A 19,010-nucleotide genomic window follows, 5' to 3' on the forward strand; every position below is an offset into this window, starting at 1 on the left:
CACTCTCCTCCTATTCCGCTTTCGGAATGGCCAGTTCGACCGTCGTTCCTTGATCGATCTCGCTTTCCACTGTAATTTGCCCGCCGTATTTATCGATGATTTCCTTGGCGATGGAAAGCCCGAGCCCGGCGCCGCCTTGTTCGCGGCTGCGCGCCTTGTCGACGCGATAAAAGCGCAAAAAAACGTTTTTCAGCTCGTCTTTCGGAATGCCAATGCCATGGTCGCGGACGGCGACCGTCACAAATGGCCCTTCCTCTCGCAGAGAAATGGCGATTTTTTTCATCCGTTGAGAATATTTTACCCCATTGTCAAGCAAAATGAAGAGCAATTGTTCAAAATGATGCTTGGCCATCGCCAGACGCGGCAGCGGCGTTTCCGGCTGATCAACAAGAAACTGAAAATCGGGATGCAAAACGCGGAAATTTTTCACGATTTGCCCGATGGCCGCAGCAGCGTCAATAGGAGCAATCTCTTTTGGAATCACGATCGCCTCAGCGCGCGACAAGTCAAGCAGTTCAAGGACGAGGCGCTTGAGCCGCTCCGCCTCTTTCATCGCCGCCTCAAGCGATTCTTCCAAAATCTCCGGGTTGTGCTTCCCCCACCGTTGCAGCAACGAAAGATGGCCTTGCAAAATGGCAAGCGGCGTGCGCAATTCATGGGACGCATCTTCGACGAATTGCCGCTGCATGGCAAAGGTGCGCTCAATGTCATCCATCATGCTGTTGAACATTATCATCAGCTCGGCCATTTCATCGCGCGCCGGGGGCACATCAATCCGCTGTTTCAGCCCGTTGTTTTTGATGTCGGCCATCGTTTCCGCCAACGTTTTTAGCGGTTTGACGAAACGTTGCGCCATAAACCGCCCGGCGAAGGCGCTCGCCGCCATCGCGCCAAAACCGATCACCGTCATAATAAGGAAAAGCATGTTCGTTACTTGTTGAAACTTCGTCAACCGGCGGACGATTTCAATCGTTCCGCGCAAATGTCCGATATGAAGCGGCTTGCGCAGCAGCAAAAACCGTTCGTTGTTGACGAAATGCTCATCCATTTTCAACCGGTCGGGCATATCGCTTGGCGAGAGCGAGACGGCGGCGCCGTTTGACACCGAGACGACGACGTTTCCCTTCTCGTCGGTGACACGGATGAGCTGATAGCGCTCATTCAGTTTTTCCAGAAACGAACGGCGGCGGCGAACATCTTCCCATGATATATTACGTTTTTCCGCGTAATACGTTTCAATTTCCGCCACCGTTTGTTCCATTGTTTTTTTTTCTTCGTTCAGCAGCCATTGCTTGACAATGTGGTATTGCAAAAAGGTAAAGACAAAGTACGTAATAAAAATCGCTCCGGCAGACAAGATGGTCAGCTTCCCCTTCAACGAGAGCTCGCGGGGGCGGAATCGCTTCATGGCCGCATCACATATCCAGCGCCGCGCACTGTTTGGATATATCGTTCCTTATCGTGTTCATCGAGCTTTTGCCGCAAATAGCGGACATAGACATCGACGACGTTCGTCTCCACCTCGGCGTCAAACCCCCACACTTTGTCAAGCAGCACATCGCGCGTCAAGACGACGTTGATGTTTTGCATAAAGGCGACGAGCAAATCGTACTCGCGCTTCGTCAGCTCGATAAACTCGTCCCCCTTTTTTACCGTGCGCGCCTGCGTGTCAACGACCAAATCTTTAAACGCCAACACTTGCCCGTCGGCTTCAGAATGAACACGGCGGAACAAGGCGCGGATGCGGGCCAGCAACTCCTCAATGGCAAACGGCTTGACAATATAGTCATCGGCCCCGTTATCGAGCCCCATGACGCGGTCAAACACGCTGTCGCACGCCGTGATCATCATGATCGGCGTCGATTTCGCCGCCCGAATGCGGCGGCATACTTCCATGCCGTTTAAGCGAGGCAGCATGACATCGAGCAAAATCAAATCCCATGATTCCGACAAGGCGAGTTCAAGCCCTTCACGCCCGTCGCCGCACACGTGCACATCAAAGCCTTCATGCGTTAAATCCAGCTCCAAAAACCGGGCCAAGCCGGCTTCATCTTCAATTAATAAAATCCGTCCGTTCACGGTCTCCGTCCCCTTTCTTGCTTCTAGTTCTTGTCCTCCATCCCGGAGCAAGGACCCGCCTTGCGCCGCTTCCACACTTTCATTTTACTACAGACAAAGAAAAAGCCAATCGCCAACGGGGCGATCAGCAGCCAAGCGAAAGCGGACGCCGCCCCGCAAGCTTCCCGCACATCCAAAGGCAGCCGCTCACGAGTGGCGGTTCACAAACGAGTGGACAATCGCCTGAACAATTTCAAACGCTTGGTACGAAAGAAGCGATACAGCCGTTCCAGAAAAAAACAACATCACCAGCCAATGAATCCAATGCATCACGCCATCCTTCCTCGCGCTGCCGGTGGGCGGCAGCGGTATTTGTGTGCATGACCATAGATGGTGGTGTCATTATATTCCAAACGGGTTAAAACCGCATGAGAAATCGCTAAAAAAAGCGGAAAGTGACTTTTTTTCCCGTCCGTACATACATTGACAATAAAGCAGATCGCCTCTATGGCTGCCGGCCGTCCAAGCGGCGGAAACGGCGGGCGGAGGAACCTTGCCACTTTGCGGAATGGAAAGAGAGGGAGTGCAATGAACGGACCGTTTCAACCGCCTGCAAACGGAGACGGCAATCACCCGTTCCATCATTTGCGGAAACTCGTGAACCAATGGTTCGATGAACGACCATTGCAAAAACTGTTTGAAACGCTTGACGATTACTTCGCCCAAACATTTGCCGCGGCGTACATCCCGATCGAGGTGAAAGAAACGAAGCGCGACTATCAAATCATCGTCCGTCTGCCGGACATCAAGCGGGATCAAATTAGCCTGCAGTGGCATGAAGACGGGCTGCAACTTGTCATCGATCACCATGAAACGATCGAATCGTCCGACGACAGCGGCCATGTATACGAACGGCGCCAGCAGCGGCGGCGCGTGGCGAGGATGATTCCGTTTCCGTATCCGGTGGCCGAACATGAAGTGAAAGCTTCATTCCAAAACGGTACACTCGTCATTCGCCTGCCGCAAAAACGGAAATACATCGGTATCGATTAAAATCCAAAGAAGCGCCTTCCGTCCACCCAAGCCATTAAAAAGGCCGTTCCCCATGTCGGGAGCGGCTTTTTTCCTATCGGGCTTCTATTGTTTATGCGAAGGGCTTCCATACCGGTTGTTGTGTTCCGGCGTCGGATCTTTTTGGATGTCCCATTCCTTGGCGATTTCTTCACGATTGTGTGGATACTTATTTTTCCGTTCCCGGTTGTCGTTGCGGTTGGTCACTGTCTGTCACCTCCTTGCCGTCTGCGATTAGGTTGCGCGTTTTTTCGGAACATAACCGCGCCATACATACTTTCGACACTGCTAAGCTACGCTACTGTTAGGAGGTGCAAAACGAATGGCCAAACTGCCCGATTTCAAACAGTTGAACGACCGGCTGATCAATGAGCCGTCCGCTGAGCCGCGGCTTGTCATCAAAACGAATCTCGATCCAGACCGCGTCACAGAAGAAAACCCGTATGCGGAAGGCAAACCAAACGTCAGTCGAACGTTTGTCTCGTTTTTTGAAGGGGGCGGATCGTGATGGAACAAACGCTCGCCTATTTGCGGGAAATTTTGTCCAATTATTTGGACTGCCATGATGAGACGCCAAAGCGTATTTACAAAAAGCTGATCAGCAAACCGTACCGGGGCGAGGGCGAGTTTGTCCGCGACTTGACGCAAGAAGAGAGCGCCTTTTTGGATCGCATTTTGCCCCATGAAATCCGCTACGCGATGGATGAGCGCGATTATGAGCGCGTCTACCAGCTGAATGAAGTGTACGAGCTGCTCATTTGACAGGGCAAAGCCGCTCCGCTGGGGGAGCGGCTTCGTTACTCTTTAAACGTGCTGAGCAGCCCTTTTAACATGCCGTTGACTTGATTGACGACATTGATCATCTGCCCCATCGTGTTCATCATTTTGTTAATATCATACGTCCCGTCACTGTTTTTTAACTGGGCGAGAAAAGACGGGCGCGGCGGCGGCAGCAGCGACCCTGGTTTCGGGTATGGCATCGGGTGCGAAGGCGCGGCAGCGTGGAATGGCGAAGCATATGGCCAATGAATGGGCGCCGACGGAAGGTGGAAGGGCCAGCCGTATGAGTAGGGCCAATGGCCGCCGAAGCTGTATGGTCCGTGGGCGGGTGGCGGCGAAATTTGTCGCGGATAACGGTGCATGTGTATCCTCCCCATCTTTGATCATCGATTCCCCCAGCGAAAACAGGGGATCAGCTGCCACTAATATATGTGTGTATACTGGGCCGCGTGCGCGCGGACATGTAACCTCTTGTCGGAAGTTTTAATTTTCGGAAATCGCCCTTTCCTCCTATTTTCATGGTACGATGTAAAAAAGGGGGAAGGGGGAAAAGCATCAATGAGCATCACGGAATTGAAACATAAGTTCATGGCGGTCAAACATTGCGAGCCGGCTGAGGCGAACGAACTGCTCGATTTCGCCCGTCGCCTTTATTTGCGCGGGGAAATTTCGCTTGCCCAATATCGCGACTTAGTGCGCGAGCTGGAACAAGCCGGCGCCTGTCAGCCGGACGAAACGGAAGAATACGCTGGACTTTAGGTCTCGAGGGAGTTTTTCCCTTCTTTTTTTTGCATACTTTCGGCCTGAAATCCCCATCGTAATAAGCAAGGGGGGTGTTGGGCAATGGGCCGAGGCGTCCATTTCAACCATAAATTGAAAGGACATGACCACGAAAAACCGAAACATGGCGAGCCGGCGCCGCCGAAGCATACCGAGCGGGTCGAATATGAAATCAACACAGTCGCGACGGCTGAAGGCGGCCCTGTCTCGATCACAACAGGAAAAGATACGTAAAAGGAAAACGCTGTCCCCGCAGCCGAGGGGACAGCGTTTCTGCCGCCGGCTGTTTACACAAAATACAGTTTTGACGGCAACGGTCGCTCCGCGTTCGCTTTTTTCCCATCAAGCCGCCGTTCGACGCCGGCGATCCGCCCTTCAAGATGCGCGAGGTGCTCTTTGTTTTGGGCGTACCGCTCCTCAATGACATCCGCGATCACCTTTTCCATTTTCGCGTCCACCTGCTCGATGAGCGCGACAATTTCCTGAAGCTGCTTTTCAATCTCTTCTTTTTTCACTAACCGTTTTTCCATTTCCTCTCCCCCATTTCTGGCGTGATGATATTCCATTCGCGTCCAAGGGGATCACTCCCTGCTGCAGCGACAAAAGTAGAACAGATTCGGCAAAGAAAGCGGGATGCGGCCGCCATTCGACAACAAGAGCAGGCGCAGCCGTGGGGAAGAAAAAAAGGCGCATCTTTTCCGAGCGTATGGTATAATAAAAACCATTCAAAGGAGATGAACGCGATGGCACTCAAATATCCAGGAGGAAAAGAATACCGCGGAAACGGACCGAGCGCGGTGCGACCGCCGGCGGCAGCCGGCTATGCCAACCGCGGCATGACGCTCGAAGACGACTTAAACGCGACGAATGAATATTATCGGGAGCACGGCATCGCTGTCATCCATAAAAAGCCGACTCCGGTGCAAATCGTCCGCGTCGATTATCCGAAACGGAGCGCCGCCGTCATCAAAGAGGCCTATTTCCGGCAGGCGTCGACGACCGACTACAACGGCATCTATCGCGGCAAATACATCGACTTTGAGGCAAAGGAGACGAGAAACAAAACGTCGTTTCCGCTGAAAAATTTCCATGCTCACCAAATCCGCCATATGGCGCAAGTCATGGCCCACGGCGGCATTTGCTTTGCGATTTTGCGTTTTTCCCTGCTCAATGAAACGTATTTGCTTGACGCCTCCCACTTAATTGCCCGCTGGAATGAGCAAGAAGCCGGGGGAAGAAAGTCGATCCCAAAACGGGAGATCGAACAATACGGGCATTATATCCCGCTTGGCTACCAGCCGAGAATTGATTATATTAGTGTAATAGAAAACGTGTACTTCACCGCTTAAGGTGAAAACTTGTAAGAAAGGCAGGATTTGCTTATGTCTGGTGAATATCGTTCTCGTGTGGAACGAAAGCAGGCAGCGAAACAGACGAAACAAAAAAAGGCGAAAAAGAAAAGAGGGAGGTCCTGGTTGAAAGCGATCGCCATTGCGATAGTGCTGATGATCGCCCTTGGCGCCATCGGGGGGGTGGCTGCGTTCGCCTACTTTGTCAAGGACGCCCCTCCGCTCGATGAGGCGAAAATTAAAGATCCGCTCTCGTCGACCGTGTACGATATGAGCGGAAAGAAAGTCGCCGAGCTGGGCGGTTACAAACGGACGTACATCTCATACAAGGACGTGCCGAAAGTGCTGGAAAATGCGGTATTGGCGACCGAAGACGCCCGCTTTTACGAGCATCACGGCATCGACATCGTCCGTCTAGCCGGCGCGGTCATCGCCAATATTCGCGAAGGGTTCGGCGCGGAAGGCGGCAGCACGATCACCCAGCAAGTCGTGAAAATGACGTTCCTCTCATCAAAGAAAACGTTGGAGCGGAAAGCGCAAGAAGCGTGGCTCGCCTTGCAGCTTGAGCAAAAGTATTCGAAGCACGAAATTTTGGAAATGTACTTGAACAAAATTTATTACTCAGACGGCATTTATGGCGTCGCCCGGGCGGCGGAATATTACTTCGGCAAAACGAACTTAAAAGAGCTGACGCTCCCCGAGGCAGCGCTCTTGGCCGGCATGCCGCAAAGCCCGAACCGGTACAACCCATACGATCATCCGGAGGCGGCGAAAAAACGGCGTGACACTGTCTTGTCGCTCATGGTGAAACATGGCTTTATCAGTGCGGAAGAAGCGGAAAAAGCGAAGCAGGTGCCGATCAAATCGATGCTCACCGAGCGGAAAAAGCCGCAAAATTCCGTGCCATACGACGCCTTTATTGACGAAGTGATCAAAGAAGTGACGGACAAAGCCAATGTCAACGTCTTTGAAGACGGGCTGAAAATTTACACGACGCTTGATCAAGAGGCGCAATCGTACGTTGAAAAGCTATTAAACTCCGATCAACATTTTACCGCCAAAAAAGATTTGCAGTCGGGAATCGCCCTCGTCGACACGAAAACGGGCGCCATTCGCGCATTAGGCGGGGGACGCCACCGCGACAACATCGAGTTCGGTTTCAACTACGCAATTCAGCCTGTCGGCCAGCCCGGTTCAACGATTAAGCCGATTTTGGACTACGGGCCGGCGATCGAATATTTAAAATGGTCAACCGCGCACATTCTTGTTGACGAGCCGTATACGTACTCCGACGGCACCCCGATCCGCAACGCCGGCGGACGCTACGCCGGACCGGTGACGGTGCGCAATGCCCTCACATGGTCGCGCAACATCCCGGCGTTAAAAACGTTCCAAGCGGTCGGCAAAGAGCGGGCGAGAGAGTTTGCCAACCGGCTCGGCATGGGCTTTGACGAAGTATATGAGCCGTACGCAATCGGCGGCATATCGCGCTACGTATCGCCGTTGCAGATGGCCGGCGCCTACGCCGCCTTCGGCAACAACGGCGTTTACACGAAGCCGTATGCGGTGACGAAAATCGTCTTCCCAGACGGCACGGAAATGGACTTAAAGCCAAAACCGAAGCGAGTCATGCATGATTACACCGCATACATGATTACCGACATGCTTAAATCGGTCATCCGCTCTGGCACTGGGCGGTCCGCCTATGTTCCAGGGTTGGAGCTCGCCGGCAAGACCGGAACGACAAACTACGGCAAAGACGGCGCGAAGTTTGGCCTCAAACGGGACGATGTGCCGGACAGCTGGATTATCGGCTATACGCCAAACTACACGGCGGCCATTTGGGTCGGCTTCAGCAAAAAAAGCGAAACAGCTACATTAGGGAGTCGGGAGCAGCGCATTCCGAAGCTCTTGCTGAAAGATCTGATGTCCCATCTCGACGATGGCAGCGGAGAGTTTCAGCGGCCGGACAGCGTCGTCAAACTGCCGATCAAAAAAGGCACGAATCCGCCGAAACTTGCCGGCAAATACACGCCTGAAAGCGACATTACGTATGAATTGTTCGTGCGCGGCACCGAACCGACAAAAGTCGCAAAAGATGAGCCGGAAGAGCTCCCGGCTGTCAAAGGGTTGGCCGCTTCGTACGACCAAGCTGCCAACATGATTTCCGTCTCTTGGTCGTATGATGAGAAAACCGACGACACGCTGTTTGAAGTGCGCATCAAAGACGAGCAAGGGCATACGGAAACGGTCACGACCAAAGATTTAGGCGTGACAGTTACGAACGTGGCGCCAGGGGCTTCGTACACGATCGCCGTCTATGCCAAGGAAGGCGAGCGGATGAGCAAGCCGGCGATCACGAGCATCCGCATCCCTGGCGGCGAGCAGCCGACGGCGCCGGGCAATGGAGCGAACGGTGATGGCAACAACCGTGGCGCCGGAAATGGCGGCACGAACGGGGATAACAGCGATGATCATGGGGGCAATGGAAACAATCAAAATAACAACAATGGCGGAAATAGCGGAAACAACGGCAATGGCAACGAAGATCGCGATGATGGCGGCGAAGAGGACAACGGCGGCAAAGACAATGGCGGCAAAGACAATGGCGGCGAAGACAACGGCCAAGGGAATGGCGGCGCAACAACGCCGACGAAACCAACAACCCCAACGACGCCGACCAATCCACAATCAGGAAACAGCGGCAATGCTGGCATGAGAAATGGAAGCCGCCAGTGAGATCACCTGCCTCAAAAAAGCGGATGGCCCGATAAGCCATCCGCTTTTTCATGGCGACTTGCCTAGAAATATGCCCGTCCGGGAAAAAGCGGGCGAGCCCATTCAGTCGGCACGCGCACGTTTGTTTTCCCTCTTTCGCATCCGCTTTTTTCCCTCGCGACATAAACGAAGAAGCGGGCATACCGGGCATTGCGGCGCCTGCGCCTTGCAATGGTAGCGGCCGAAAAAAATCATCCGGTGGTGGGTGATCGACCATTCTTCCTTTGGAATGGTTTTCATCAACGTTTGTTCCACTTCCAGAACTGACGCGTCCCAACGGCAAAAGCCGAGCCGCTTGCTGACCCGCTCGACATGCGTATCAACGGCGATGGCCGGCACGCCAAATGCCACGGAGACGACGACGTTGGCCGTCTTCCTTCCGACGCCCGGCAGCTTCATCAATTCATCGCGGTCGCGCGGCACCTCACCGTTGTACTCCTCAATCAGCATCGCGCACAACTTTTGAATATTTTTCGCTTTGTTCCGGTATAATCCGATCGATCGGATGTCTTGCTCCAGCTCTTCAAGCGGCACCGCGATGTAATCGTGCGGCGTTCGGTATTTTTCAAACAAATGTTTCGTCACCTTATTGACGAGCGCATCGGTGCATTGCGCTGACAAAACGACCGCGATCAACAGTTCGAACGGATTGCGGTGCACAAGTTCGCAATGGGCATTGGGAAACATGTCCGCCATCACGTCCAAACAGCAGCGGATTTGCTGCTTCGTCAGCATCCCTCTCTCCTCCTTTCGCGATGTTTGGCCATCCATACGAGCATTTCGCGATTTTGGCCAAACAAAAACGAGAGACTGCGCTCTCGTTTACGAGTCAAGCCAGTTGAAAAACGGAATCGTCTGCTTAAATTCTCCTGTCTCCTGTTTCGCCGGGCGGGCGAGCGGTTTCGGCTTGCGGAATTTTTTGCCGTAATCGTGCGCCTGCTCGATCGTGCGGATGCCGTTCTTTTTCCACTCAAACAAAATGCGGTCGATGTAGCGAAAGTTCAGTTTTCCCGACAGCACCGCCTCGCGCAGCGCAGCTTTAATGATGGCCGGTTCATGGCCGTCTTGGTCGATCCACATCGCGAGCGTTTCGCACTCAAACGGGGAGAGCGGGCGGCCAAATTCTTGCTCAAAAACCGTATATAGGCTTTCCTCCTCCTGCTGGCCGCCGCACTCATCCTTGGCCGCTTCTGCATACAAATGGTGAACCAGCTGCTCCCAAAGCGGTTCGAGCGTATACTTTTCACTGCGGATGCCGCGTTCGTCCGTATGCTCCTCAATGGCCACCATCCCCTTTCGCAAAAGGCGGCGCATCATTTCCATGCACTCCGCCGCCGGGACCGTCATTCTCTCGGCCAGCTCCGCCGGCGTCGGAAAGGTGATCCCTTGCTCAAAAAACGACTGCATATGCAAAAGCAGCACGAGTTCCGCCTCGCTCAAGCCAAGCTGTTTATAATGGTTCAATAACAGCTTTGGAACGGCGACGCTTCCTTGCGCCAGCCATTCGGCCACCTTTTTCTTTTCCATGCCGATGCACCTCAACTATAGTATAACATGCCGGCGGCAAAAAACCCCCTTTTTTGCAGGGGGTTACGGATACAAACGGTTGAGAAGGCGCGGGAATGGGATCGTTTCACGCACATGCTCGACGCCGCAAATCCAAGCGACCGTGCGCTCAAGGCCGAGCCCGAACCCAGAGTGCGGCACCGATCCGTATTTGCGCAAATCCAAATACCATTCATACGCCTCAAGCGGCAAATGGTGTTCCTCAAGGCGTTGCTTTAACAAGTCATAATCATGGATACGCTCCGAGCCGCCGATAATTTCCCCGTACCCTTCCGGGGCAATGAGGTCGGCGCACAACACAACGTCCGGCCGCTTCGGATCCGGCTGCATATAAAACGGCTTTAATGACGTCGGGTAATGAGTGATAAAGACCGGCTTCTCGAAACTTTCCGCAATGGCCGTCTCATGCGGCGCGCCGAAGTCGTCGCCCCACTCGATGTCGGTGAACCCTTTGTCGTGCAAAAGCTTGATCGCTTCGTCATACGTCAGGCGCGGAAACGGCGGCGTGACCAACTCAAGTTTGGACACATCGCGCTCAAGCCGCCCAAGCTCGAGCCGGCAGCGGCTGAGCACCGACTGCACAAGATAGGAGACGTACTCTTCCTGCAGCCGCAAGTTGTCTTCAAACTCGTAAAACGCCATTTCCGGCTCGACCATCCAAAATTCAATCAAATGGCGGCGCGTTTTCGACTTTTCAGCGCGAAACGTCGGGCCGAATGAAAATACTTTGCCGAGCGCCATCGCCGCTGCCTCCATATACAGCTGGCCGCTTTGCGACAAATACGCGTCTTCATCGAAATATTTCGTGTGGAACAGCTCGGTCGTTCCTTCCGGCGCGCTGCCGGTCAAAATCGGCGCATCGACTTTGACGAACCCGCGGTCGTTGAAAAACTCGTACGTTGCCCGAATGACCTCGTTGCGGATTTTCATAATGGCATGCTGACGCCGCGACCGAAGCCATAAATGGCGATGGTCCATCAAAAATTCGACGCCGTGCTCCTTTGGCGTAATCGGGTAATCGACCGCTTCATCGATGACTTGCAAGTCCGTAACCGACAGTTCGTAGCCGAACGGCGAGCGCTCGTCAATGCGCACTGTTCCGGTCACATACAGCGATGTTTCTTGCGTCAACGTTTTCGCGCGTTGGAATACTTCCTCTGAGACGTTCGCCTTTTCGACGACGCCTTGAATGAAGCCCGTCCCGTCGCGCAGCTGCAAAAAGACGATTTTTCCGCTCGAGCGCTTATTGGCCAGCCAGGCACCGATCGTGACTTGCCGGCCGACATATTGGTTTACTTCCGCAATCGTCGTTTTCACGTACTTATTCCCTCCAATGATTGACACGTCCATCATTCGCTATTATACCGTTGCGCCAACACGGCAGCAACGGCCAGGTCGGGGCGGCGAAATGCGGCGCTTTGTACTGCACCGGCCGTTGCCGCCTGACAGCATATCCACCCTGCCCCGTGTGGATTTGGTTACGCGCGCGCTTCCATGAATCGGCGGATGCGTTCCACCGCCGTTTCCAGCGCCTCAAGCGAAGTCGCATACGACAGGCGGACATTGTCCGGCGCTCCAAACCCGGAGCCGGGCACGAGGGCGACTTTCGCCTCTTCGAGCAAGACGGCGACGAACTCGTCGACCGTGCGGCAGCCCGCCATCTCCGCCGCTTTGCGGGCGTTCGGGAACAAGTAAAACGCCCCTTGCGGCTTGACGCATGTAAACCCTGGAATTTGCACAAGCTTGTCGTAAATGATATGGAGCCGCTCTTCAAACGCTCGGCGCATTTCTTCCACCGGATCCTGCGGGCCGCTGTACGCGGCGATGGCCGCGTATTGGGCGATTGACGTCGGGTTGGATGTACTGTGGCTCGCCAAGTCGGTCATCGCTTTGATGATTTCTTTTGGACCTGCTGCATACCCGATGCGCCATCCCGTCATCGAATGCGACTTCGACACCCCGTTGATGATGACGGTCTGCGCTTTCAGCTCCGGCGCCAGCTCAGCGATCGAGACATGCTTCGCTCCGCCGTAAATCAGCTTTTCATAAATTTCGTCGGAGACGATCAAGAGGCCGTATTCTAAGCAAATGTCACCGAGCGCCTTCAGTTCTTCGGCCGTGTAAATCATGCCGGTCGGGTTGCTCGGCGAGTTGATGATGACCGCCTTCGTCCGCGGCGTGATCGCCTGCTTCAGCTGCTCTGGCGTAATTTTGAAATCGTGTTGTTCCAGCCCTTCCACATAAACGGGAACGCCGCCGGCGAGCTTCACTTGTTCCGGGTAGCTGACCCAATACGGCGTCGGGATGATGACCTCATCGCCCTCGTCGAGCAGCACTTGAAAGAGGGTGTAAAGGGCGTGCTTCGCCCCGACGCATACAATCACTTCCGCCGGCTCATACTCAAGCCCTTGATCGCGGGCAAACTTTTTGATGATTTCCGCCTTCAGCGCCGGCAGCCCGCCCGAGGGCGTATATTTCGTATGCCCTTCGTTCATCGCTCTTACCGCTGCATCGAGAATGTGCCGCGGCGTATTGAAATCCGGCTCTCCGGCCCCGAGGCCGATCACGTCGTATCCAGCCGCTTTCAATTCTTTCGCTTTCGCCGTAATGGCCAATGTCGCCGATGGCGTCAGCGACGCCACCCGTTTTGCCAGTTTCATCGCTTCTTCCCCCTCATGTCCTCATCGTTGAAAACTGTACCTCTTCAAGAACGCGCCATCGGTGAAATGAAGGTAATAAAACGAATACCTTCCTTCCGAATCGATATATGTCAACTCCCAAAGAGGCACGCCTTTTTCCATGCCGAGCGTCGCGTCAATGATCTGCTGCGGGCGGCGGTCGCGCTCTAAAATGGCGCGCGCTTTTGCTTCGCTGATGCCGCTGTCCGCCCGCTTGACGACGACATTTCCTCCTTTTTCCGGCACCCAAACGACGACGTCCGTTTTTTCTTGCTTCGTCCGGCCGATGAATACAGTGTACGCTTCATCCCCATAATATGTATAGACTTTCTTGACGTCAATCAATCCGACTGCCTCCCTCGCCCGCGCAAGCGCGTGTTCCGCCATGGACCGTTTGGGCGCCATCGCCTCTCCATAAATCAACCATGCCTGCCAAATGAGGAAACCAAAAAAAAGGAGAGCCAACCATCCCCATTTTTTCATCGCGATCACGTCCGGTAAATCGTGAAGACGGCCTGTCGTTTGTCGTTCTCATCCAAAGCAAGGCCAAACATTAAATTGTTGCGCTTCAGCGTCCGGTTCAAGCAGTCGACAATTTTGTACAAATCGTCGGAATGCTGGACTTTGACGGTGGCGAGCACTTCAATTTTGCTTTCCATTTTCGTCGCTTCCTCCTGTGCGGCGCAAATTTTGTTACTTATACAGGCCGGCGGCTCCGGCAACAATACAAATACAGCAGATCTGCAGCCAGGCAGCGAAAGCCGCAGGCTGCCAGCATCGCAGTTGTGCTTCTTCCCTATTATAGCAGGTTTGTCCGACCATTTCATAACAAATTTGCCCGCCTACACCGCCAACGCAAATTTGCTTCCTTCCGCCCCGCTCGATGCGGGGAATTTTTTTGCTGCCTGCCATCTTTAGATTGCACCGTTTCCCCTCTCTTTATGAGAAGGAAGCGACGACATGCCCTAAACGCCATTGGGCCGGCGGCCTTGCCAAAGCCAGGCGTCCGCCGCATCGAGCAGCTCCAAAAGTCCACCCTCATGCACAGGAAACGGCGGCAGCGACGCGAGAAAGTCCGCTCGGTACGGAGCGTTCGTCAACCGGCGGTCAAGGACGAACACCACTCCCTTGTCGCGCTCGGTGCGGATGAGACGGCCGACGCCTTGCTTCAATCGGAGGACGGCCTCGGGAAGCGACAGCTCATAAAACGGATCGCCTCCCCGTGCACGAATGCGTTCGCTTTTCGCTTCCATCACCGGATCGTCCGGAGGAGCAAACGGCAAACGCGCGATGATGAGCGCATCAAGCGCATCCCCCGGCAAATCGACCCCCTCCCAAAAACCGCTCGTCCCAAACAGCACAGCGCGCTCAAACTGCAAAAACGTCCGGATGAGTTTGGCCGGACTGCCGCTTTGCACCCCTTGAGCGATCAAGACAAATGGTTCGTCCGCCTCGTCGTTTTTTAACGCCTCGACGGTCATTTTCAACAATTCGTACGATGGAAACAACACAAGCAGCCGCCGGCCGACGCGCCGGGCGACTGCTGTGATGGCCGCCGCTGCCGCCTCGGCATACGTCTCGACCGAAACAGCGGAAGCGAGCGGCATGTCCGCCGGCACAAAGAGCGCAGCCTGTTCCTCGTAGCGAAACGGCGCCGGAAACGAGCGGCACAGCGGATAAAACTCGTCCAACCCGAGGCGCCTCGTCATATACGCGAAACGCCCGCGAACCGTAAGCGTTGCGGAAGTCAAAATGACGCTCCGCTTTTTCATAAACAGCCGGTCCGCAAAAAAATCGGCGAGGTCGACCGGCTGGGAATAAAGGCGGACGGCGTTCGCCGCCCCTTTCTCATCCGCTTCGATCCAGCGGACGGCGCTGGGATCCGTTTCCGTCAACAGCCGGACAAGCGTTGCCAGCTGTCGCTCCAACGCCGCCAAATCCGCTGCCAGCGAAGCAGGCAACGGAGAACCATCCGCGGCGGGCGCTGACACAAGCGGCATCGCGGCACCGCATAGCGCCGCTGCCGAGTCGCGCAGACGCCAGCATAACTCCGTCGCTGCCTGCCACGTCCGGCCGCCCTCGTCAGCCGGGGAAAAACGGTAGCGGCAACGGCCGGCCCGCGCCGGCTTTTTCGCAAGCGCATAGCGGCGCAGCAAACGGAACAGCTCGTCCCCTTCAAATTGCAACTCTTCCAAACGCCGTTGGCAGCGGGCGATCGCGTCTTCCGCTTCACCGTGCTCCGCTTCCGGCCATTTTCCAAGCGTTTGCGCTATTTTGGCCGTCAGCAGACGAAAAGACACGTAGTCAATCCGTTCGCCAAACGAATGGGCGGCAGCGTCCTCGAGCCGATGGGCCTCATCGATGACAAGATGGCGAAACGGCGGCAAAAGCGGCGAAGAAGCTGTCAAATCATGAAGCAAAAACGCGTGGTTCGTAATGACAATATTCGCCCGCTCGGCGCGTTGTTTCGCTTGGGCGAAAAAATGATGCCTCCCGCCGTCTTCCCCCTCGCCAATGGCCAGCTCTGACAACAAAAGACGGGCGCCGGACGACACATTCAATTCGTCCAAATCGCCGCTGTCTGTCTCAAGCAGCCAGACGAGCAGCTGGCACTTCAACAGCGCCGCATCGTACGTATCGCACGGTTCAGACAAAAACGAAACGAACTTGTCGAGGGAAAGGTAGTTTTGCTTCCCTTTCAAGACGGCGACCCGAAGCGGAAACGGCACGACTTGCCGCAGCACGGGCAAATCGCGGCGGATGAGCTGCTCTTGCAGCTGAAGCGTATGCGTGCTTACCACGACCCGCTCCTGGCGCTCACCGGCAAAAAAGGCGGCGGGAATCAAGTAGGCGAGCGATTTGCCGAGCCCGGTTCCCGCCTCAATGAGCGCATGCTGGGACGTCGACAGCGCCTCATAGACAAGCCGCATCATCTCCCACTGCCCTTCACGTCGTTTGTAGCCAGGAAGCGGAAGGGGCGGCGCCTGTTCATAAAAAGCAGCGAACGAGGCGGAAGGGGAATGCCGTCTGCCGTCATCCGGCTTTGGCGCCGGTTTTTTCAGCGCAATGCCGCGGTATACCGCGACCGTGTCATCCACTGGCGCTTCTTTTCGTTTTTCCGCAATGACGGCGTCCAAGAGCGAATAAATGTCGCTTTTCAAATGGCGGGCGAGGCGGCGCAGCTGTTCAAGCGTCAACAAGGGCAGGCGGTGCAGCCGTCCGAGCAGGGCAATGAACAGTTTGGCGGTCACTTCCGCATCGCTGTCCGCCTGGTGCGGGCGATCATGGCGAAGGCCGAGCTGTTTCGCCAAATCGCCAAGCTTGTAGCTTTCCGCCGACGGCAGCACGATGCGCGCAAGTTCCACCGTATCGATCGTCGGACCGGCAAACGGCGGACGCCCGGCCCGCTCGAGCTCCGCCTGCAAAAACGGCAAATCAAAATCGACGTTATGCGCGACGAAATACGCCCCCTTCATCATGGCGGCAATCTCGCCCGCTTTATCGGCAAACAGCGGCGCCTCTTCAACGGTCTGCTCGTCAATATTGGTCAGCTGTTGGATGAACGGCGGGATCGGCTGTTCAGGGTTGAAAAAGCTGGCAAACCGCTCCACGATCGAGCGGCCTTCCACCACCGCCATGCCGAGCTGGATGATCCGGTCGCCCTTTTTCGGCCCGTTTCCGGTTGTCTCCAAATCAATAATGACAAAGCGCATTGCCATAAACGATCACCTCAAAACGAAAAGGGGCGGAAAGCCCCTTTTTGACCACATTATAAAATCGTATGTGCCGGCTCTTCGGCGATAAGCTGCGCGATCCGGTTGTGTTCGTCCATAATGGCGATTTTCGGTCGATGCGCGGCGACTTTTTCTTCCGGAACGAGCGCATACGAAATTACGATGATGATATCTCCTTTTTGCACGAGGCGGGCGGCCGCGCCGTTTAGGCAAAAGACGCCGCTGCCGCGCTCCCCGGGGATGATATACGTTTCAAAGCGGGCTCCATTATTATTGTTGACCACCTGCACTTTTTCATTAGCCACCATGCCGACGGCGTCCAAAATATCTTCATCGATGGTAATGCTGCCGACGTAATCCAGGTTCGCTTCCGTCACACGGGCGCGATGAATTTTGGCGTTCATGAGCGTACGAAACATGGACGATCCCCCCTTTACTCCCCTCGCCTGTCCGCTGCAGGCAACTCGACCATGATGTTATCGATCAAGCGGGCGCCCGCAAACCGGACGGCAACCGCAATGAGCACCGTTCCGGCAAGCGCCGAAAGCGGCGTTAAATCGGGATATGAGCATACTTCAACATAATCGATTTCCGCATGCGTATGCGCCTCAATATGCTCCCGCACGAGGCGGCGGATGGCTTCCGCGTTCCGCTCCCCGCGGTCAACAGCCGCTGCTGCGGCCTTAAGCGCCTCGTAGAGCGCCGGCGCTTCCTTTCGCTCCTGCGGCGATAAATAAACGTTGCGCGAGCTTTTCGCCAGCCCGTCGGTCTCGCGCACCGTCGGCACCGGCACGAGCTCGATCGGAAAATTAAAGTCGCGGATTAAGCCGGCGACAACGGCCACCTGCTGGGCGTCTTTCATCCCGAAATAGGCGCGGTCCGGCATGACGATATTGAACAGCTTAATGAGCACGGTCGCCACGCCGTCGAAATGACCGGGCCGCGACCGCCCACACAACACATCGGTGCGCGCCTTGACGACCGCTTGCACCGAGAGCGGCGCCGGATACATTTCGTCCACCTCCGGGTGAAACAATACGTCCACGCCATGCTGGCCGGCGATGCGCCGGTCGCGCTCAAAATCGCGCGGGTAGCGGGCAAAATCTTCGTTCGGTCCAAACTGAAGCGGGTTGACAAAAATGCTGAGCACAACGATATCGTTCTCTTCGCGCGCCCGGTCGATGAGCGCGGCGTGCCCATCGTGCAAATAGCCCATCGTCGGGACGAACCCAATCGTTTTTCCTTCGCGGCGATATTGGCGCATCAACGCCTGCATTGTCGCAATGCGGTCGACAACGATCATCATTGCTTTCCTCCGTATAACGCCATCCATTCTTCTTCCTTCATGGTAAACGCGTGCGCCGGCTCTGGAAACTGCCGCAGTTTGACATCGGCGACATAGTTGGCCAATGCCTGGACGACGGCATCTTGAATGACGGCGTATTGTTTGACAAACTTCGGCACACGGTCAACACCGTAGCCGAGCACATCATGATACACGAGCACTTGGCCGTCCACCTCGGCCCCGGCGCCGATGCCGATGACAGGAATATGAAGCTCCCGGGCAATGGCGGCGCCAAGCTGCCTTGGCACGCATTCGAGCACCAAGGCGATCGCGCCCGCTTGTTCGCACTGTTTCGCATCATCCATAAGCTTTTTGGCGCTTTCCGCATCTTTGCCTTGCACTTTGTAGCCGCCGAGGACGCCGACCGACTGCGGTGTCAGCCCGAGGTGGGCGACGACCGGCACGCCGGCTTTCGTCAGCGCGGCGATGACGCCGGTAACTTCATCGGCTCCTTCCACTTTGACGGCGTTCGCCCCCGATTGCTGCATGATGCGCCGGGCGTTTTGCAACGCTTCCTCTTTCGACGCATGGTAGGACATAAACGGCATGTCCGTGACGACAAACGTGTTGGGCGCGCCCCGCCGCACCGCCTTCGTATGATGAATCATGTCCTCAACCGTCACCGGAATCGTCGAGTCATAGCCGAGCACGACCATGCCGAGCGAGTCGCCGACCAAAATCATGTCCACCCCGGCTTGCTCCGCGAGCTTGGCCGATGGAAAATCATAGGCGGTCACCATGACGATGGGCTCGCCTGTCTGTTTCATGCGAAAAAAATCCGTTTTCGTCTTCACATTGACTCCCTCCCCTTTTGTTGCAGAGGAGGTGACGCGACCGAAACAAAACGTCCTTCTTTTCCGCCTTGAGAAAG

Annotated in this window: 23 protein-coding genes; 7 read left to right on the forward strand and 16 right to left on the reverse strand. The window is 55.3% G+C overall.

Annotation, left to right across the window (positions count from 1 at the left end; genetic code table 11):
• Positions 1-10: 10 nt before the first annotated feature.
• From NSQ51_RS09735 to NSQ51_RS09745, 3 genes are all read right to left on the reverse strand, one after another.
• Positions 11-1,408 (reverse strand): ATP-binding protein, encoded by a 1,398-nt coding sequence (locus tag NSQ51_RS09735; protein WP_049624922.1) that lies wholly within the window; start codon positions 1,406-1,408, stop codon positions 11-13.
• The gene (locus NSQ51_RS09740) at positions 1,405-2,079 is read right to left on the reverse strand and encodes a response regulator transcription factor (RefSeq protein WP_033014032.1); all 675 of its coding nucleotides are present in this window, start codon (positions 2,077-2,079) and stop codon (positions 1,405-1,407) included. Before NSQ51_RS09740 ends, NSQ51_RS09735 begins: the two co-directional genes overlap by 4 nt.
• Before the next feature lie 186 nt (positions 2,080-2,265).
• Complete coding sequence (locus tag NSQ51_RS09745) at positions 2,266-2,388, reverse strand: hypothetical protein (RefSeq protein ID WP_255350134.1); 123 nt, start codon at positions 2,386-2,388, stop codon at positions 2,266-2,268.
• A gap of 258 nt (positions 2,389-2,646) precedes the next feature.
• On the opposite strand from NSQ51_RS09745, the gene NSQ51_RS09750 reads away from it, so the two are divergent.
• Positions 2,647-3,111, forward strand: coding sequence for an Hsp20/alpha crystallin family protein (locus tag NSQ51_RS09750; RefSeq protein ID WP_033014031.1), 465 nt, complete (start codon positions 2,647-2,649; stop codon positions 3,109-3,111).
• An 84-nt stretch (positions 3,112-3,195) separates the two neighbouring features.
• Here NSQ51_RS09750 and NSQ51_RS09755 read toward each other — a convergent pair whose 3' ends face one another.
• A complete protein-coding gene (locus NSQ51_RS09755) occupies positions 3,196-3,336 on the reverse strand; it encodes a hypothetical protein (RefSeq protein WP_162839628.1) in 141 nt (46 codons plus the stop codon).
• 115 nt (positions 3,337-3,451) lie between these two features.
• Between NSQ51_RS09755 and NSQ51_RS09760 the strand changes: the two genes are divergently transcribed.
• Positions 3,452-3,637 carry a hypothetical protein gene (locus tag NSQ51_RS09760; protein ID WP_033011257.1) on the forward strand — a complete coding sequence of 62 codons (186 nt, stop codon included), beginning with the start codon at positions 3,452-3,454 and terminating at the stop codon, positions 3,635-3,637.
• Positions 3,637-3,891 (forward strand): sigma-G-dependent sporulation-specific acid-soluble spore protein CsgA, encoded by a 255-nt coding sequence (locus tag NSQ51_RS09765; protein WP_033011258.1) that lies wholly within the window; start codon positions 3,637-3,639, stop codon positions 3,889-3,891. Before NSQ51_RS09760 ends, NSQ51_RS09765 begins: the two co-directional genes overlap by 1 nt.
• Before the next feature lie 35 nt (positions 3,892-3,926).
• Here NSQ51_RS09765 and NSQ51_RS09770 read toward each other — a convergent pair whose 3' ends face one another.
• Positions 3,927-4,271 (reverse strand): YppG family protein, encoded by a 345-nt coding sequence (locus NSQ51_RS09770; protein WP_049624923.1) that lies wholly within the window; start codon positions 4,269-4,271, stop codon positions 3,927-3,929.
• 196 nt (positions 4,272-4,467) lie between these two features.
• On the opposite strand from NSQ51_RS09770, the gene NSQ51_RS09775 reads away from it, so the two are divergent.
• On the forward strand, positions 4,468-4,668 hold the full coding sequence (locus tag NSQ51_RS09775) for a YppF family protein (protein WP_033011260.1): 201 nt from the start codon (positions 4,468-4,470) through the stop codon (positions 4,666-4,668).
• A gap of 84 nt (positions 4,669-4,752) precedes the next feature.
• Positions 4,753-4,923 (forward strand): hypothetical protein, encoded by a 171-nt coding sequence (locus NSQ51_RS09780; RefSeq protein ID WP_162839627.1) that lies wholly within the window; start codon positions 4,753-4,755, stop codon positions 4,921-4,923.
• 53 nt (positions 4,924-4,976) lie between these two features.
• Here NSQ51_RS09780 and NSQ51_RS09785 read toward each other — a convergent pair whose 3' ends face one another.
• Positions 4,977-5,219 carry a hypothetical protein gene (locus NSQ51_RS09785; RefSeq protein WP_033014029.1) on the reverse strand — a complete coding sequence of 81 codons (243 nt, stop codon included), beginning with the start codon at positions 5,217-5,219 and terminating at the stop codon, positions 4,977-4,979.
• 213 nt (positions 5,220-5,432) lie between these two features.
• Between NSQ51_RS09785 and recU the strand changes: the two genes are divergently transcribed.
• Positions 5,433-6,038: a Holliday junction resolvase RecU gene (gene recU / locus NSQ51_RS09790; protein ID WP_033010104.1), complete on the forward strand. Its 606-nt coding sequence runs from the start codon at positions 5,433-5,435 to the stop codon at positions 6,036-6,038.
• A gap of 33 nt (positions 6,039-6,071) precedes the next feature.
• Positions 6,072-8,777 carry a PBP1A family penicillin-binding protein gene (locus NSQ51_RS09795; protein ID WP_049624924.1) on the forward strand — a complete coding sequence of 902 codons (2,706 nt, stop codon included), beginning with the start codon at positions 6,072-6,074 and terminating at the stop codon, positions 8,775-8,777.
• A gap of 102 nt (positions 8,778-8,879) precedes the next feature.
• Here the strand turns inward: NSQ51_RS09795 and nth are convergent, their stop codons facing one another.
• The 10 genes from nth to panB all read right to left on the reverse strand — a co-directional run bounded on the left by nth (position 8,880) and on the right by panB (position 18,933).
• Positions 8,880-9,551 carry an endonuclease III gene (nth, locus tag NSQ51_RS09800; protein WP_049624925.1) on the reverse strand — a complete coding sequence of 224 codons (672 nt, stop codon included), beginning with the start codon at positions 9,549-9,551 and terminating at the stop codon, positions 8,880-8,882.
• Between the two features lie 87 nt (positions 9,552-9,638).
• A complete protein-coding gene (locus tag NSQ51_RS09805; protein WP_033014027.1) occupies positions 9,639-10,343 on the reverse strand; it encodes a DnaD domain-containing protein in 705 nt (234 codons plus the stop codon).
• Between the two features lie 63 nt (positions 10,344-10,406).
• A complete protein-coding gene (gene asnS, locus NSQ51_RS09810) occupies positions 10,407-11,699 on the reverse strand; it encodes an asparagine--tRNA ligase (protein ID WP_033014026.1) in 1,293 nt (430 codons plus the stop codon).
• Between the two features lie 161 nt (positions 11,700-11,860).
• The gene (locus tag NSQ51_RS09815) at positions 11,861-13,042 is read right to left on the reverse strand and encodes a pyridoxal phosphate-dependent aminotransferase (RefSeq protein WP_049624833.1); all 1,182 of its coding nucleotides are present in this window, start codon (positions 13,040-13,042) and stop codon (positions 11,861-11,863) included.
• Between the two features lie 21 nt (positions 13,043-13,063).
• Complete coding sequence (locus tag NSQ51_RS09820) at positions 13,064-13,543, reverse strand: DUF5590 domain-containing protein (protein WP_049624832.1); 480 nt, start codon at positions 13,541-13,543, stop codon at positions 13,064-13,066.
• Between the two features lie 5 nt (positions 13,544-13,548).
• Positions 13,549-13,719, reverse strand: a complete 171-nt coding sequence (locus NSQ51_RS09825) for a YpmA family protein (protein ID WP_064502496.1) — start codon at positions 13,717-13,719, stop codon at positions 13,549-13,551.
• 306 nt (positions 13,720-14,025) lie between these two features.
• Positions 14,026-16,779 (reverse strand): ATP-dependent DNA helicase DinG, encoded by a 2,754-nt coding sequence (gene dinG / locus NSQ51_RS09830; protein WP_121649931.1) that lies wholly within the window; start codon positions 16,777-16,779, stop codon positions 14,026-14,028.
• Between the two features lie 50 nt (positions 16,780-16,829).
• Positions 16,830-17,213 carry an aspartate 1-decarboxylase gene (gene panD, locus NSQ51_RS09835; RefSeq protein ID WP_033010095.1) on the reverse strand — a complete coding sequence of 128 codons (384 nt, stop codon included), beginning with the start codon at positions 17,211-17,213 and terminating at the stop codon, positions 16,830-16,832.
• Positions 17,214-17,227: 14 nt separating this feature from the next.
• A complete protein-coding gene (gene panC, locus NSQ51_RS09840) occupies positions 17,228-18,097 on the reverse strand; it encodes a pantoate--beta-alanine ligase (RefSeq protein WP_033014059.1) in 870 nt (289 codons plus the stop codon).
• Positions 18,097-18,933 (reverse strand): 3-methyl-2-oxobutanoate hydroxymethyltransferase, encoded by an 837-nt coding sequence (gene panB / locus NSQ51_RS09845; RefSeq protein WP_100664107.1) that lies wholly within the window; start codon positions 18,931-18,933, stop codon positions 18,097-18,099. The genes panC and panB overlap by 1 nt, the downstream gene beginning before the upstream one ends.
• Between the last annotated feature and the right edge of the window lie 77 nt (positions 18,934-19,010).

Source organism: Geobacillus sp. FSL K6-0789 (genome assembly GCF_038593135.1).
Taxonomy (GTDB): domain Bacteria; phylum Bacillota; class Bacilli; order Bacillales; family Anoxybacillaceae; genus Geobacillus; species Geobacillus stearothermophilus.

Bases quoted from the DNA above. Each gene is read 5' to 3' on its own strand.
- NSQ51_RS09735 (WP_049624922.1), bottom strand. From the start codon at position 1,408: ATGAAGCGATTCCGCCCCCGCGAGCTCTCGTTGAAGGGGAAGCTGACC.
- NSQ51_RS09745 (WP_255350134.1), bottom strand. From the start codon at position 2,388: ATGCATTGGATTCATTGGCTGGTGATGTTGTTTTTTTCTGGAACGGCT.
- NSQ51_RS09750 (WP_033014031.1), top strand. From the start codon at position 2,647: ATGAACGGACCGTTTCAACCGCCTGCAAACGGAGACGGCAATCACCCG.
- NSQ51_RS09760 (WP_033011257.1), top strand. From the start codon at position 3,452: ATGGCCAAACTGCCCGATTTCAAACAGTTGAACGACCGGCTGATCAAT.
- NSQ51_RS09765 (WP_033011258.1), top strand. From the start codon at position 3,637: ATGGAACAAACGCTCGCCTATTTGCGGGAAATTTTGTCCAATTATTTG.
- NSQ51_RS09770 (WP_049624923.1), bottom strand. From the start codon at position 4,271: ATGCACCGTTATCCGCGACAAATTTCGCCGCCACCCGCCCACGGACCA.
- NSQ51_RS09775 (WP_033011260.1), top strand. From the start codon at position 4,468: ATGAGCATCACGGAATTGAAACATAAGTTCATGGCGGTCAAACATTGC.
- NSQ51_RS09780 (WP_162839627.1), top strand. From the start codon at position 4,753: ATGGGCCGAGGCGTCCATTTCAACCATAAATTGAAAGGACATGACCAC.
- NSQ51_RS09785 (WP_033014029.1), bottom strand. From the start codon at position 5,219: ATGGAAAAACGGTTAGTGAAAAAAGAAGAGATTGAAAAGCAGCTTCAG.
- recU (WP_033010104.1), top strand. From the start codon at position 5,433: ATGGCACTCAAATATCCAGGAGGAAAAGAATACCGCGGAAACGGACCG.
- NSQ51_RS09795 (WP_049624924.1), top strand. From the start codon at position 6,072: ATGTCTGGTGAATATCGTTCTCGTGTGGAACGAAAGCAGGCAGCGAAA.
- nth (WP_049624925.1), bottom strand. From the start codon at position 9,551: ATGCTGACGAAGCAGCAAATCCGCTGCTGTTTGGACGTGATGGCGGAC.
- NSQ51_RS09805 (WP_033014027.1), bottom strand. From the start codon at position 10,343: ATGGAAAAGAAAAAGGTGGCCGAATGGCTGGCGCAAGGAAGCGTCGCC.
- NSQ51_RS09815 (WP_049624833.1), bottom strand. From the start codon at position 13,042: ATGAAACTGGCAAAACGGGTGGCGTCGCTGACGCCATCGGCGACATTG.
- NSQ51_RS09820 (WP_049624832.1), bottom strand. From the start codon at position 13,543: ATGAAAAAATGGGGATGGTTGGCTCTCCTTTTTTTTGGTTTCCTCATT.
- NSQ51_RS09825 (WP_064502496.1), bottom strand. From the start codon at position 13,719: ATGGAAAGCAAAATTGAAGTGCTCGCCACCGTCAAAGTCCAGCATTCC.
- dinG (WP_121649931.1), bottom strand. From the start codon at position 16,779: ATGGCAATGCGCTTTGTCATTATTGATTTGGAGACAACCGGAAACGGG.
- panD (WP_033010095.1), bottom strand. From the start codon at position 17,213: ATGTTTCGTACGCTCATGAACGCCAAAATTCATCGCGCCCGTGTGACG.
- panC (WP_033014059.1), bottom strand. From the start codon at position 18,097: ATGATCGTTGTCGACCGCATTGCGACAATGCAGGCGTTGATGCGCCAA.